Annotated in this window: 13 protein-coding genes; 2 read left to right on the forward strand and 11 right to left on the reverse strand. The window is 60.3% G+C overall.

What is annotated here, in order from left to right:
• Window positions 1–35 precede the first annotated feature (35 nt).
• From PSCI_RS05185 to rplU, 7 genes are all read right to left on the reverse strand, one after another.
• On the reverse strand, window positions 36–899 hold the full coding sequence (locus tag PSCI_RS05185; RefSeq protein WP_052483354.1) for a phosphate/phosphite/phosphonate ABC transporter substrate-binding protein: 864 nt from the start codon (window positions 897–899) through the stop codon (window positions 36–38).
• A complete protein-coding gene (locus tag PSCI_RS05190; protein WP_045483686.1) occupies window positions 887–3,202 on the reverse strand; it encodes a putative bifunctional diguanylate cyclase/phosphodiesterase in 2,316 nt (771 codons plus the stop codon). The genes PSCI_RS05185 and PSCI_RS05190 overlap by 13 nt, the downstream gene beginning before the upstream one ends.
• Before the next feature lie 108 nt (window positions 3,203–3,310).
• Window positions 3,311–3,796 (reverse strand): CreA family protein, encoded by a 486-nt coding sequence (locus PSCI_RS05195; protein ID WP_045483688.1) that lies wholly within the window; start codon window positions 3,794–3,796, stop codon window positions 3,311–3,313.
• An 8-nt stretch (window positions 3,797–3,804) separates the two neighbouring features.
• Entirely contained in the window at window positions 3,805–4,923 is a 1,119-nt protein-coding gene (gene proB / locus PSCI_RS05200; protein WP_045493860.1) for a glutamate 5-kinase, read from the reverse strand.
• 100 nt (window positions 4,924–5,023) lie between these two features.
• Window positions 5,024–6,247, reverse strand: coding sequence for an Obg family GTPase CgtA (gene cgtA / locus PSCI_RS05205; RefSeq protein WP_045483690.1), 1,224 nt, complete (start codon window positions 6,245–6,247; stop codon window positions 5,024–5,026).
• Window positions 6,248–6,451: 204 nt separating this feature from the next.
• The gene (gene rpmA, locus PSCI_RS05210; protein WP_045483692.1) at window positions 6,452–6,727 is read right to left on the reverse strand and encodes a 50S ribosomal protein L27; all 276 of its coding nucleotides are present in this window, start codon (window positions 6,725–6,727) and stop codon (window positions 6,452–6,454) included.
• Between the two features lie 32 nt (window positions 6,728–6,759).
• Window positions 6,760–7,074: a 50S ribosomal protein L21 gene (gene rplU, locus PSCI_RS05215; RefSeq protein ID WP_045483694.1), complete on the reverse strand. Its 315-nt coding sequence runs from the start codon at window positions 7,072–7,074 to the stop codon at window positions 6,760–6,762.
• A 238-nt stretch (window positions 7,075–7,312) separates the two neighbouring features.
• On the opposite strand from rplU, the gene PSCI_RS05220 reads away from it, so the two are divergent.
• Together PSCI_RS05220 and PSCI_RS05225 are read left to right on the forward strand one after the other, a co-directional pair.
• Window positions 7,313–8,281, forward strand: a complete 969-nt coding sequence (locus PSCI_RS05220) for a polyprenyl synthetase family protein (protein WP_045493863.1) — start codon at window positions 7,313–7,315, stop codon at window positions 8,279–8,281.
• A gap of 153 nt (window positions 8,282–8,434) precedes the next feature.
• Window positions 8,435–8,683, forward strand: a complete 249-nt coding sequence (locus tag PSCI_RS05225) for a PA4570 family protein (RefSeq protein ID WP_045483697.1) — start codon at window positions 8,435–8,437, stop codon at window positions 8,681–8,683.
• Between the two features lie 65 nt (window positions 8,684–8,748).
• Here the strand turns inward: PSCI_RS05225 and PSCI_RS05230 are convergent, their stop codons facing one another.
• The 4 genes from PSCI_RS05230 to PSCI_RS05245 form a co-directional block, all read right to left on the reverse strand.
• Window positions 8,749–9,366 carry an FKBP-type peptidyl-prolyl cis-trans isomerase gene (locus PSCI_RS05230; RefSeq protein WP_045483700.1) on the reverse strand — a complete coding sequence of 206 codons (618 nt, stop codon included), beginning with the start codon at window positions 9,364–9,366 and terminating at the stop codon, window positions 8,749–8,751.
• A 124-nt stretch (window positions 9,367–9,490) separates the two neighbouring features.
• The gene (locus PSCI_RS05235; RefSeq protein ID WP_045483703.1) at window positions 9,491–9,979 is read right to left on the reverse strand and encodes a TIGR00645 family protein; all 489 of its coding nucleotides are present in this window, start codon (window positions 9,977–9,979) and stop codon (window positions 9,491–9,493) included.
• A gap of 132 nt (window positions 9,980–10,111) precedes the next feature.
• Window positions 10,112–10,438, reverse strand: coding sequence for a PA4575 family protein (locus PSCI_RS05240; RefSeq protein ID WP_045483706.1), 327 nt, complete (start codon window positions 10,436–10,438; stop codon window positions 10,112–10,114).
• A gap of 173 nt (window positions 10,439–10,611) precedes the next feature.
• On the reverse strand, window positions 10,612–13,047 hold the full coding sequence (locus tag PSCI_RS05245) for a Lon protease family protein (RefSeq protein ID WP_045483709.1): 2,436 nt from the start codon (window positions 13,045–13,047) through the stop codon (window positions 10,612–10,614).
• Between the last annotated feature and the right edge of the window lie 50 nt (window positions 13,048–13,097).

Consider the following 13,097-nt stretch of genomic DNA (forward strand, 5'->3'; position numbering starts at 1 on the left):
CGACCTGAGGGTCGGTTTTTTTATGCCCGCGTTTTCTATCTGCCCTGCATCAACTGTTGCAGCGGCGCGTACTCGGCATGACTGACCGGCGCCAGCCCAGACGCCCCCTGCGACTTCAGAAAGTCGCCCAGCACCGCCCTGTCGCCCAGCATTACCGAGCCAATAGCACGCTTCAACTCATCACACAGGCTGCCGCTAAAAACGTAGGGGTCGTAGTAAATCGGCTCTGAACGCCACAGCACACGCAAGCTGTCTTGCTGCATGCGCCCCTCGCGCAGATAGGCATCGGCGCGCACACTGGCCACGAACACCGCGTCAATGCGCTTGCCCAGCAACGCATCCAGGGATTTGTCGTGCGAGCCCGAGTAGCTCACCGAACCGAAAAACTGCGCAAGCGGCAGACCGGTCAGCCGGGCAAACTCGGCGTTCGGGATCAGGCTACCCGAGGTACTGACCGGATCACTCAAGGCGACCGTCTTGCCACGCAGCGCCTCAAGGCTGTCGAACTCGCTGGCACGCACCAACAACAGCGCCTGATAATGATGCCCCGGCGGCGTGAAATACCCGCCATCAATGGTCAGGCTGGCAAACGGCTCGATACGCGGGTCACGACCATGCGCCAGGATATAAGAGGCCGGCCCCAGCCAGGCGATATCCACCCCGCCCGAGACGATCGCATCGACAACGCTCTCATAAGAAGAAGACGCGACGATCTCCACCGGCATGCTCAACTTCAGGCTCAACTGATCCAGCAACGGCCGGTACTCATGCAGCAGCACATCCATACCTTTCTTGGGTATGACCGCCACCCGCAAGCTCTTTTGCTGACACTGGGCATAAGCCTGCACAGTGAACAGCCAGAGCAGCAGCAACGTCGACACGACTCTTATTCCACGCATACCTGCTCCGGCTCATCGACTAACGGCACGTACTCACTCAACTGCTGCAACGACAGCGGCCGGCTGAAGTAATAACCCTGGGCGAAATCGCAGCCCACCCGCTTCAGGTAAAGCATCTGCTCGCGGGTCTCCACCCCCTCCGCAACCACCTCAAGTCCCAGGCGCTTGGCCAGGATGAGGGTCGACGACACAATCGGGCTGTCATCCATGACGCCCGACAAGGACGCAATCAGCGCACGATCAAGCTTCAACTTGGTCAATGGCAACGCTTGCAGGTGGGCAAACCCCGCATAACCTTTGCCAAAGTCATCAAGACTGATATTCAAGCCTGCATCACGCAGACGACGAAGATGCTCGACCGCCAGGTTTTCGTCTTCCAGCACGGCCGTTTCGGTAATTTCCAGGTCAAGCCACTCAGGCTTCAGGGCATGCCTGTCGAGTTCATCAAGGACCCTCTGGCTAAAATCGGCCTGACGCAACTGAATGGCCGACACATTGACCGCCAGACGAATCGGCTGCCCTCGCGCACACCACTGCGCCATCATTTCACAGGCAAGACGCAGCACTTCCCAGCCCAGCTCGACGATAAAACCACTGCGCTCGGCCAATGCGATAAACCGATCCGGATAAAGCAACCCGAGCACCGGATGCTGCCAGCGCACCAACGCCTCACAACTGCTGAGCGAGATATCATCCAGGCGCATCTGGGGCTGGTAATGAAGAATGAACTGCCGCCCCTGCAGCGCCTCGACGAAAGCCTGCTCCAACGCAAAACTTTCGCCCTCCTCGACATTCAGCGAGGCATCGAAGAACCGGTACTGGCCGCGCCCGGCCCGCTTGGCCAGATACATGGCTGCATCAGCAGCACGAATCAGCTCATCGACCGCCTGCCCATCACGCGGATACAGGCTTACTCCGACGCTGGGGCTGGTACTGAGCATATGCTCAGCCAGGCTGTAGGGTGCCGACAACTTCTGCACCAACGCACCCACCCAGGCGTCTATCTGCCGCTCATTACGCTCACCGGCCAGCAGCACGACAAACTCATCACCACCAAAGCGCGAGGCTTCGTCTCCAGGCCCAAGCATCCAACTGATCCGCCCGGCGACCGCCTGCAATAGCAAGTCGCCAATCTCGTGGCCCAGCGAATCATTGATCGACTTGAAACGGTCCATGTCGATAAACAGCACCGCCATCAACTGCCCCTTGCCCAGCGCCCGCATGGCGACCTTGAGCAACTGGCGGCGGTTGTGCAAACCACTGAGATGATCAGTGGCGGCCGCATGACTGCTACGCCGGTGTTCCTCTTCAAGCCGGGCAATCAACGCCTGATTGGCTTGCTGGACCTGCTGCAGAGCAACAAAGGCGTCCTGGCGCTTGCGCAGCAGGCGCAGCGTCCACAACAGGCAGCCCAGAAGCAGCAGCGTCATGCTCAGGTTCAGCCATAGCCGACCACGAAACGACTCACGCGAGGCGTGCAGGATTTCGTCGACACCCTGGCTGACCACCACGGTAAAGCCGCGCTCCGGCAGGCGCACATACAGACTCTGGTAATGGCTTGGGCCAGCCTGCTGAAGCAGTTGCCCGGAAAGCTCCTGCACAGTGGCAAAGCCCGGCTCAAGCGCCCCGCCACCCACCACAACCCCACTGCTGTTGATGCGCAGCAACTCCTGACCCGCACCATCGAGCAAGCGCATCATGCCGCTGCGCCCCAGATCAATACGCTCGAACAATGCAGCCAGATAACCGATATCCAGTTGCACGACCAGAATGCGATTGAGCGTACCGTTTGCAGAGTCGACCAACGGCAACATGAATGGTAAGCGCCAACTGGGCAGCGAAGGCGCATCCTGCGCGCGGACAACGAGCGGCAACAGCGGCTTGAGCCCGTATTGCATGGAATGGTCGGCCAATTGCTCAAGCCACAGCACCGGCAAGCGACTCGGTTCATCCATGTGACTGGCAGACAGCAGCCGCCCATCCAGGCCATACAGGCTCATGCGCTTGAACACCGGGTCTTCGGCAAGCATGCGCACCAGCCCCTGCCGGCTATTGGCCGTGCCACCGAAATCGTCACGCACGACCTCACCAATGACCTGGGCCCGATCGACCAGCTGGCGCAGATTCTGCCCGGCTATTGCAGCCAGATTCAGATGCTCTGCCGCCTTGGCAGCCAGCGCTTCATCAGCAGAGGAGGCTTGATGCTGAAAGTGCCGCACCCAGAGAAATGCCAGGGTCACAGCACAAAATGCCAGCAACAACAGCTGCAGAGAGCTGAGCGAGGAAAATGACCTCCGGATCACTGCAAAACATCCATGCCCTGTAATACCGGCAATTTACTACTACGGCATTGCCAAATAATGACGGTTTTGCAGGGTCCGGAGATTGCCGGTCAGGTCAGGTACAACCTGCTAAGGCTTTTCAGCCTCACGCCACGGCAGGATCGGAATCGCAGTCACCGCATTTTGCGGGCTGCCTTCGATAAGGCGGTCGCTGTAGACCAGATACACCAGCGTATTGCGCTTCTCGTCCAAAAAGCGCACCACCTGCATGGTCTTGAACACCAGCGAGGTACGCTCCTTGAACACCTCTTCACCATCCTTGAGCGGCAACTCGAAGCGGATCGGCCCGACCTGACGACAGGCAATCGACGCCTCGGCGCGGTCCTCTGCCAGCCCCAGACTGCCTTTGACCCCACCGGTCTTGGCCCGCGACAAGTAGCAGGTCACGCCCTCGACCTTGGGATCGTCGAATGCCTCGACCACGATCCGGTCGTTGGCGCCGAGCAGTTTAAAAACCGTCGACACCTGACCAATCTCTTCAGCAGCAGCCTGCAAGGACCAGCCCAGCAGCGGCCAGGCCAGCAACAATCCGATTCCCAGCCTGAACACGCGCATGAACCACCTCACACCAGAATCAGATTGTCGCGATGTACCAACTCAGGCTCAGCCATGTAGCCCAACACCCGAACGATGGCATCAGACGATTGACCGATGATCTTCTGCGCCTCGACGGCGCTGTAGTTGCTCAGCCCACGCGCCACTTCACGACCATCCGGCGCCACACAGACAACCATCTCGCCGCGCCGGAAACTGCCCTGGACCAGCTTGACGCCGACCGGCAGCAAGCTCTTGTTATCCGAGGCCAGCGCGCTGACCGCGCCATCATCGAGCACCAGCGTGCCACGGGTCTGCAGATGCCCGGCCAGCCACTGCTTGCGCGCCGCAAGCATTTCGCGCTCCGGCGACAACAGGGTGCCGAGTTGCTCGCCGGCCTTGAGCCGCGCCAACACCTGCTCAATGCGCCCACCGACGATCACGGTGTGCGCACCGGAACGCGCCGCCAGACGCGCAGCGCGCAGTTTGGTCTGCATACCGCCACGCCCCAGCGCACCGCCTGTGCCACCGGCAACGGCGTCCAGCGCCGGATCATCGGCACGCGCCTCAAGAATCAGTTGGGCATCAGGGTTGTTACGCGGGTCGGCATCGAACATGCCGTCACGATCCGTCAGGATGACCAGCAGATCGGCCTCGACCAGGTTTGCCACCAACGCCGCCAGGGTGTCGTTGTCACCGAAGCGGATCTCATCGGTGACCACCGTGTCGTTCTCGTTGATGACCGGCACCACCCCCAGCTCGACCAGCGCACGCAAGGTGCTGCGGGCGTTGAGATAACGCTTGCGGTCCGACAGGTCGTCGTGGGTCAGAAGAATCTGCGCAGTGTGCCGGTCATGCTCGGCAAAGCTCGACTCCCAGGCCTGCACCAGCCCCATCTGGCCGATAGCCGCTGCCGCCTGCAGCTCATGCATGGCACTCGGTCGGGTCGTCCAGCCCAGACGGCTCATCCCGGCCGCCACCGCCCCGGAGGACACCAGCACCAGTTCGACGCCCGCCTCATGCAGCGCCACCATCTGTTCAACCCAGACACTCATTGCCGAGCGATCCAGGCCCTTGCCATCAGCAGTCAGCAAAGCACTGCCAATCTTCACGACCCAGCGCCGGGCACCCGTCACTTTGCTGCGCATCATCATCCAACCTTAGCCAGAGAGTTTTTCAATTCGGCTTTCAGGGCACGAAAACGCCGCTCGAAAGCGGCGTTAGTTTACTGCAAGTTACGACCCGCCATCAGTCACGGACATAAATGATTTCCGGGCCGTCTTCGTCATCCAGATCATCGCCCCAATCGTCGTCATCACTGACATCATCGACGCTTTTCACGCCACTGCGGCGCAGGGCACGCTTGTCGTCCAGCGCCTGCAACTGGGCACGCGCCTCGTCTTCGATGCGCTGATCCAGCTCGGCCAGCTCTTCGGCATAAGCCGGGTCATGGGCCAGGCGATCAGCACGGTCTTCGAGGTAACGCATGATGTCGCGCGACAGACGCTCGGTGCCTTCGCGGGCGATGGCCGAGATCACATAAACCGGGCCGGTCCAGCCCAGCCGCTCGACGATCTCGCGCTTGCGCTGCTCCTGCTCATCTTCGAGCAACTGGTCGCACTTGTTCAGCACCAGCCAGCGGTCGCGATCAGCCAGCGCCGGACTGAAGCGGATCAGCTCATTAATGATCACCTCGGCCGAGTCGGCCGGGCTGGTTTCATCCATCGGCGCCATGTCCACCAGGTGCAGCAACAGACGGGTACGCGCCAAGTGCTTGAGGAAACGAATCCCCAGGCCCGCGCCGTCCGAAGCACCTTCGATCAGCCCCGGAATGTCCGCGATGACGAAGCTCTTCCAGCGGTCGACACTGACCACCCCAAGGTTCGGCACCAGCGTGGTGAACGGATAATCCGCCACCTTTGGCTTGGCGGCCGATACCGAGCGAATGAAGGTGCTCTTGCCAGCATTCGGCAGGCCCAGCAGGCCGACGTCAGCCAGCACCTTGAGCTCCAGCTTCAGGTCACGCTGGTCGCCCGGTTTGCCCGGAGTGGTCTGGCGTGGCGCACGGTTGGTGCTGGACTTGAAACGGGTGTTGCCCAGGCCGTGCCAGCCGCCCTGAGCGACCATCAGCTTCTGACCGGCCTTGGTCAGGTCGCCGATGACCTCCTGGGTACCGGCGTCGATCACCGTGGTGCCGACCGGCACGCGCAGGAACAGGTCTTCACCCTTGGCACCGGTGCAGTCCGTGCTGCCACCGTTGGAACCGCGCTGAGCATCGAAATGCCGCGTGTAGCGGTAATCCACCAGGGTATTGAGGTTTTCGTCAGCGACCATGTACACCGAGCCACCGTCACCACCGTCACCGCCGTTGGGACCGCCGTTCTCGATGAATTTTTCACGCCGGAAGCTCATGCAACCGTTGCCGCCGTCACCGGCCTTTACCCGAATCGATACTTCATCAACAAATTTCATAACGCCTGCTCCCGCCACAAGGACGAGCCGAACCACATGAATTCATAAGCCTCTTGCAAAAATAGCACTGCGACACCGATCAGAAAACGGCGAGCCGAAAGGCCCGTATCACAAGCGCCTGCAAAAACCGTTTTGCAAGAGACTCACCACCACCAAAACGAAAAAGCCCCGTCGCAGGACGGGGCTTTTCATGCAACTGCGTGATTACGCTACCGAGGCTTCAGCCTTCGGAACGATGCTCACGTAACGACGACCGAAGGCGCCTTTGACTTCGAACTTCACAGTGCCTTCCACTTTCGCGAACAGGGTGTGGTCCTTGCCAATGCCAACGCCGTAGCCAGCGTGGAACTCGGTGCCGCGCTGACGAACGATGATGTTGCCCGGAATGATTGCCTGGCCGCCGTAGATTTTAACGCCAAGACGTTTACTTTCTGAGTCGCGACCGTTGCGGGTACTACCGCCGGCTTTTTTGTGTGCCATGAGTCAATTCTCCAAATGAGGATTAGGCTGGATTACGCCTGAATACCGGTGATTTTGATCTCGGTGTACCACTGACGGTGGCCCTGGCGCTTCATGTGGTGCTTACGACGACGGAACTTGATGATACGAACCTTGTCGTGACGACCTTGCGAAACCACTTCGGCTACAACGGTAGCGCCAGCAACAACTGGAGCACCGATGGTGACGTCGTCACCGTTGCCGACCAGCAGAACGCGGTCGAAAGTAACGGATTCGCCAGTGGCGATTTCCAGTTTTTCAACTTTCAGGTATTCACCTGGGGCGACTTTGTACTGCTTGCCGCCGGTAACAATAACTGCGTAAGACATGGTGTCTCTCCGAAAATCCTGCTCACCCAGCTCTTTATAGGAATAGTGTCGGCTGGCATGGCTGCATCAGGCTGGAGACCTCGATGCAATTGCGTAAGGCAGGTAATGCCCAAGAAAGTAAGGGTGCGCGATTGTACGCAAGCGGTGATTAGCTTGCAAGGGCCGGGCTTGCATACCTTGACACACCTGTACCCGCAACCTAGCATGCGGCGCAACCTATGTGGAGCACCTGTCGCTGATGCAACCCCAAGCCTTCTACCGCGCGGTGGCGGACGACTTTACTGCCGTTGACCTGATCATCAAGAAGCAACTGACGTCGCGTGTACCGCTGGTCTCGAAGATCGGCGACTATATTACCTCCGCCGGAGGCAAACGGCTGCGTCCGTTGCTGGTGTTGCTGGGCGGCAAAGCCCTGGGCCATCAAGGCGACGACCTGCGCCTGCTGGCCGCCACCATCGAATTTCTGCACACCGCCACCCTGCTGCATGACGATGTGGTCGACATGTCCGGCATGCGCCGTGGCCGCTCGACAGCCAATGCCCTGTGGGGCAACGCGCCGAGCGTGCTGGTCGGTGACTTCCTGTATTCGCGCTCGTTCGAAATGATGGTCGAACTGGGTTCGATGCCGGTCATGCAGATTCTCTCCAGAGCCACTCGGGTGATTGCCGAAGGTGAAGTGCTGCAGCTGTCGAAAGTACGCGACGCCAGCACCACTGAAGAAATCTACATGGAAGTGATCCGCGGCAAGACCGCCATGCTGTTCGAAGCATCGACCCACAGTGCAGCAGCCCTGTGCGGCGCCAGTGCCGAACAGAGTGAAGCGCTGCGCACCTTCGGCGACCATCTGGGCGTGGCATTCCAACTGGTGGACGACCTGCTCGACTACCGTGGCGACGCCGAAACCCTGGGCAAGAACGTTGGCGACGACCTCGCTGAAGGCAAGCCGACCCTGCCGCTGATCTACACCATGCGTGAAGGCACCGCCGAACAGGCAGCCCTGGTTCGCCAGGCCATTCAGAAAGGCGGCCTGGAAGACCTCGAAAGCATCCGTAATGCCGTAGAAAGCGCAGGCGCCCTGGACTACACCGCGCAACTGGCGCGCGACTACGCAGCCCGCGCCATCGCCTGCCTGGAAGCCTTGCCGCCCAGCGAGTACCGCGATGCGCTGGTTGAACTCAGCGAGTTCGCTGTCGCGCGTACCCACTGACCGTCAGCACGTACCACCAAGAGCCCGTCCTTGTGACGGGCTTTTTATTGCCCGGCGTCAACCGCTCGACAGAAAATGCGAATTAATCTCAATAGAGGCTTGCTATTATCGTAATAGGAATTATTCTCACCTCATCGGAACAGGAGATGGAATATGACTTATTTGATCGATGCATGGCTGGATCGCCCGCACCCTTACCTGCGGATTCTTCATCGCGAGACAGGTGAAGTCTGCGCCGTACTGGAACAGGACGCTCTGGAAGAGTTACGTGAACAAGGTGATCTGGACGTCAATGTCCTCAACTCCAGCGAGCCGGTGGTGCTCAAGGAGCTGGTGCGAAACCTGTTTCTGTTTTGCTATGCGCGAGCGTTGCGCCCGATGGGTGAGTTTGGAACGGCGTGATTAAACTTGACACGCCTGGCTGCTGAACGAGCCGCAACGGCGCGTTCAGCAGACTCGGCAACGGCTTACAGCACAGCCAGCAGCTCGACGTCGAACACCAGCACGCTGTGCGGCGGGATGCTGCCCACGCCTTGCGCGCCGTAGGCCAGTTCGCTCGGCACGTACAGGCGCCATTTGCTGCCGGTACCCATCAGTTGCAGGGCCTCGGTCCAGCCAGCGATCACGCCGCCCACCGGGAATTCGGCCGGCTCACCACGATCGTAGGAGCTGTCGAATACAGTGCCGTCGATCAGGGTGCCGTGGTAGTGCGTACGCACCTGGTCTTCACGGGTCGGCTTGGCGCCATCACCCGCTGTCAGCACTTCGAATTGCAGGCCCGACGCCAGAGTGGTCACGCCTTCACGCTTGGCGTTCTCGGCCAGGTAGGCGACGCCAGCGGCGGCGGCTTTTTCGGCCTTGGCAGCCGCTTCAGCCTGCATGACTTCACGAATCGCCTTGAACGCCGAGGACAGCTCTTCCTGACCCACACGGCTTGGCTGGTTGTTGAAGGCGTCGGTCAGGCCGGTGATGATGGCTTGCAGATCCACACCTGGCGGCGGGTTGTCGCGCAGTTGATCGCCCAACTGGCGGCCAATGCCGTAGCTGACGCGGGTTTCGTCGGTAGACAGATTGACTTCGGACATGATGCTGCTCCGCATGTGGAACGTCCGACTGACCGGCAGGCCACTCGAACACCCCGGATAAAAGGGCGAGCAGCCTAGCATAATTGCGCCGCCAGCCCCTATCGCTGCCAGCGCAACCCTGTCATTAATGCTTGGTGAGCTTGTCCAGATAGCCCATGGCAAATGCCGAAATCACGAAGGTCATGTGAATGATCACGTACCATTTCAGGTGTTCGGTCTCGATATTGCTGGCATCCATGAACACCCGCAGCAGGTGAATGGACGAAATGGCCACGATGGACGCCGCGACTTTCATCTTCAGCGAAGAGGAGTCCATGGTGCCGAGCCAGTTGAGCTTCTCCTTGTGCTCATCGATATCCAGTTGCGAAACGAAGTTTTCGTAGCCGGAAATCATCACCATGACCAGCAGGCCACCCACCAGTGCCATATCAATCAGCGACAGCAGGACCAGGATCAGATCGGCTTCAGCCAGGGAGAAGACATTGGGCAGAACGTGGAAGATCTCCTGGAAGAACTTCAGGCCCAACGCCAGCAAGCCAAGCGACAGGCCGAAATAGATCGGTGCCAGCAGCCAGCGCGACGCATACATGGCATTTTCAAAAAAACGTTCCATTGAAACTCGCAAGGTGTGGGAGAAGACGCGCGAGTATATCAGCGAGAAGTGATGGCTCTTGGCTCGCGACAAAATGTCGCAGCAAACGCCACTGCCCGGCGGCTGCACCGGCCCATCAAGGGCGGCGCCACACTAGAACAACGAGGAATGCTGGCAGTGCGACGGATCGGTATTGAGCCGGCGCAGTTCGCCCTGCAGATGCAGGCTCCAGATCGGGATATCGTCAGAACACTGATAGCCGTTCAACGCCAGACTGTCGGCAATCGCCTGCAGCACGGACTCGGCAGCACGCGCGCCCTGGAAAGGCCCTTGAGCCTTGATGGCCGAAGGTTGTTCACCGGACATGCCCGCCGCGAACAGCAAGGTCCACAGGCCGTTATCGCCCAGTGGCCGGATCACGCATTCGATCCGGGTCACCAGGCCCAGACACTGGCGGGTCAGGCAGAGACGTCGCACCATGGCGAGTTCCTCCTCTTCAAGCTGATTGCCAGCTGCAACGGTGCAGCGGCCTGCCAATCCATTTGGCGACTGTATTGATCCAACAGCATAGAAGAAAAACCCCACGGTAAGCGAGGGATGGATGAACGGATGCCGGAGAATGCGAACTTCGTCCGGCATCACAGCCCATAGGGTCAAGCCTTGAGTTCAGGCTGCAGTTGCGCAGGCTCCTTTTCGAGTTCTTCACTTAGCTCTTCAGCGCTGAGCATCTCGGCGATATCACGCAGCCGCTGAACCACACGGGCGTTGACACTGCCCTCCGGGAACTGGCCATTGTCGTCTGGCGCACCGGCCGGCTCACCGACCAGCAGGCTCAGAGCCTCATCGGCCTGGCTGACGGCGTAGATGTGGAACTGCCCGGCCTTCACAGCCTGCAAGACCCGCTCATCAAGCATCAGGGTCGCGACGTTGGAACGCGGAATGATCGCGCCCTGCTCGCCGGTCAGGCCGCGTGCCTCGCACAGCCGGAAGAAGCCTTCGATCTTCTCGTTGACCCCGCCGACCGCCTGCACTTCGCCAAACTGGTTGATCGAACCGGTAATCGCGAAGCACTGCTTGAGCGGGGTGCGCGACAACGCCGAGATCAGGGTGCAGACCTCGCCCAATGAGGCGCTGTCACCATCGACATAACCGTAAGACTGCTCCAGGGCGATGCTGGCCGAAATCGCCAGCGGGAATTCCTGGGCGTAGCGGCTGCCCAGGTAACCGGTGAGGATCATCACCCCCTTGGAGTGGATCGGCTGGCCAAGGTTGACCTCCCGCTCGATATCCACGATACCGCTGCCACCGGGATACACCGTGGCCGAGATCCGGGCCGGCACCCCGAACGCCGAGTCGCCCACTTCCAGCACGGTCAGGCCGTTGCATTTGCCTACCGCAGCGCCATCGGTGTCGATCAGGATGACCCCGGCCAGCATGTCGTCGAGAATCCGCGCCGAGACCCGCCCGGTGCGGGTGGCCTTGGCCTTGAGGGCCCGTTCGATATGCCCGGCATCGGTGAACTCTTCATTGGCCAGGTGGCGAATGAAGTCGGCTTCGCTGACCAACTGGAACAGGTCGCCGATCTTCGCCGACAAGCGCCCCTGATGCTCGGCCAGCCGTGCGCTGTAGGTGGCCAGACGGGCAACCGCATCAGCGGTCAACGGCGCCATGCCCTCCTCTGTGGTGCGGGTCTTGAGCAACTGGGCGAACTGCTCCAGGGTCTCGTCAACCATCGGGATCTCTTCGTCGAAGTCCACCAGCACCCGGAACATCTCCTGAAAGTCCGGATCCAGGTCCTGCAAGGTGTAGTACAGCGAGCGCGAACCGATGATGACGATCTTGACGCTCCAGGGAATGACCTGAGGGGTAAGGGTAACGGTCGCCACACGGCCCAATTCGCCCAGTGGCGACTCCATCTTCAGCTTGCGCGTCTGCAGGGAACGTTTAAGCGCATCCCAGACGAACGGCTCGCCCAGCAGCTTTTCCGCCTCCAGAATCAGGAAACCGCCGTTGGCGCGGTGCAAGGCGCCGGGGCGCAACTGCCGGTAGCTGGTGTAAAGCGCCCCCTGATCAGTGCTGTACTCGATGCGGCCGAACAGGTTGTCGTAGGTCGGGTGCGACTCGAACACCACCGGTGCACCACCATCATGGGTATGACCCACCACCAGACTGGGGCTGTACTGCTCTTCAAGCATCTTGCGCGCCTGGGCGTCGGTCTTGGCATCGTCAACCAGTTCCTCGACCAGGGTTTTGATCAGGTTGACCTGCAGCGCTTGCAGATAGGCGCACACCGCCGCTGTCTCGGCATACTTCTGCGACAACGGCGCCAGCAATGGCTGCAGGGCCAGAATGATGGTTTCGTCGTTGAGCTGGCGCAGCTGATTGTTGGACTCGCGCTTCCATTGCGGCAGGCTCGACAACTCTTCGTTCAGGCGCTCTTCCAGGTCGGCGATGTCCTCATGGAAACGCTCGCGCTCAGCCTCCGGCAGTTGGGAGAACTCGGCTTCATCCAGTGCCTTGCCGTCGGTCATGGGCGTGAAGGCGATGTTGGAGCTGTCGCGGTACAAGGCAATGCTCTTTTCCAGCGCCAGACGCTCGATCACATCCAGAGCGCGGTCATAGCGCTGGTTGAAGGCGCGGTCGATGGCGCTTTTTTTCTGCTGGTAGGTCGGGTGCTCGAACACCGCCGGAAAGGTTGCCAGCAGGTTATCGATCAACCCGGCGATGTCGGCGATGAACGCCTGCGCACTGCCGGCCGCCAGTTCCACGGCACGCGGCTCGCGGGGTTCGTCGAAGTTATTGACATAGACCCAGTCGGAGGGGGTCTGCAAACGCTTGGCTTCGGCCTTGAGGTAGCGTTTGACGAACGAAAACCGGCCGGTGCCAGGCTCGCCCATGACATACACGTTGTAACCGGGTCGCGGCATCGCCACGCCAAACTGCAGGGCCTCTACGGCACGTTCCTGGCCGAGTACGCCGCGAAAGGGTTCCAGATCATTGGTGGTCTTGAAAGCGAACTGTTCAGCAGAGAATGGACGGGTCAGCGCTTGTGGCGCCAGACGCAGGCTGGCAGCAACGGAATCGGGCATCAGTGTTCCTTACATCAGGCGGGGCAGATGCGGGCATTCTGGCGCTCGCC

Source organism: Pseudomonas sp. StFLB209, from assembly GCF_000829415.1.
Lineage (GTDB): Bacteria > Pseudomonadota > Gammaproteobacteria > Pseudomonadales > Pseudomonadaceae > Aquipseudomonas.

Bases quoted from the DNA above. Each gene is read 5' to 3' on its own strand.
- PSCI_RS05225 (WP_045483697.1), top strand. From the start codon at position 8,435: ATGACTTATTTGATCGATGCATGGCTGGATCGCCCGCACCCTTACCTG.
- cgtA (WP_045483690.1), bottom strand. From the start codon at position 6,247: ATGAAATTTGTTGATGAAGTATCGATTCGGGTAAAGGCCGGTGACGGC.
- PSCI_RS05235 (WP_045483703.1), bottom strand. From the start codon at position 9,979: ATGGAACGTTTTTTTGAAAATGCCATGTATGCGTCGCGCTGGCTGCTG.
- PSCI_RS05240 (WP_045483706.1), bottom strand. From the start codon at position 10,438: ATGGTGCGACGTCTCTGCCTGACCCGCCAGTGTCTGGGCCTGGTGACC.
- PSCI_RS05220 (WP_045493863.1), top strand. From the start codon at position 7,313: ATGCAACCCCAAGCCTTCTACCGCGCGGTGGCGGACGACTTTACTGCC.
- rplU (WP_045483694.1), bottom strand. From the start codon at position 7,074: ATGTCTTACGCAGTTATTGTTACCGGCGGCAAGCAGTACAAAGTCGCC.
- PSCI_RS05195 (WP_045483688.1), bottom strand. From the start codon at position 3,796: ATGCGCGTGTTCAGGCTGGGAATCGGATTGTTGCTGGCCTGGCCGCTG.
- PSCI_RS05185 (WP_052483354.1), bottom strand. From the start codon at position 899: ATGCGTGGAATAAGAGTCGTGTCGACGTTGCTGCTGCTCTGGCTGTTC.
- PSCI_RS05230 (WP_045483700.1), bottom strand. From the start codon at position 9,366: ATGTCCGAAGTCAATCTGTCTACCGACGAAACCCGCGTCAGCTACGGC.
- PSCI_RS05245 (WP_045483709.1), bottom strand. From the start codon at position 13,047: ATGCCCGATTCCGTTGCTGCCAGCCTGCGTCTGGCGCCACAAGCGCTG.
- proB (WP_045493860.1), bottom strand. From the start codon at position 4,923: ATGCGCAGCAAAGTGACGGGTGCCCGGCGCTGGGTCGTGAAGATTGGC.
- rpmA (WP_045483692.1), bottom strand. From the start codon at position 6,727: ATGGCACACAAAAAAGCCGGCGGTAGTACCCGCAACGGTCGCGACTCA.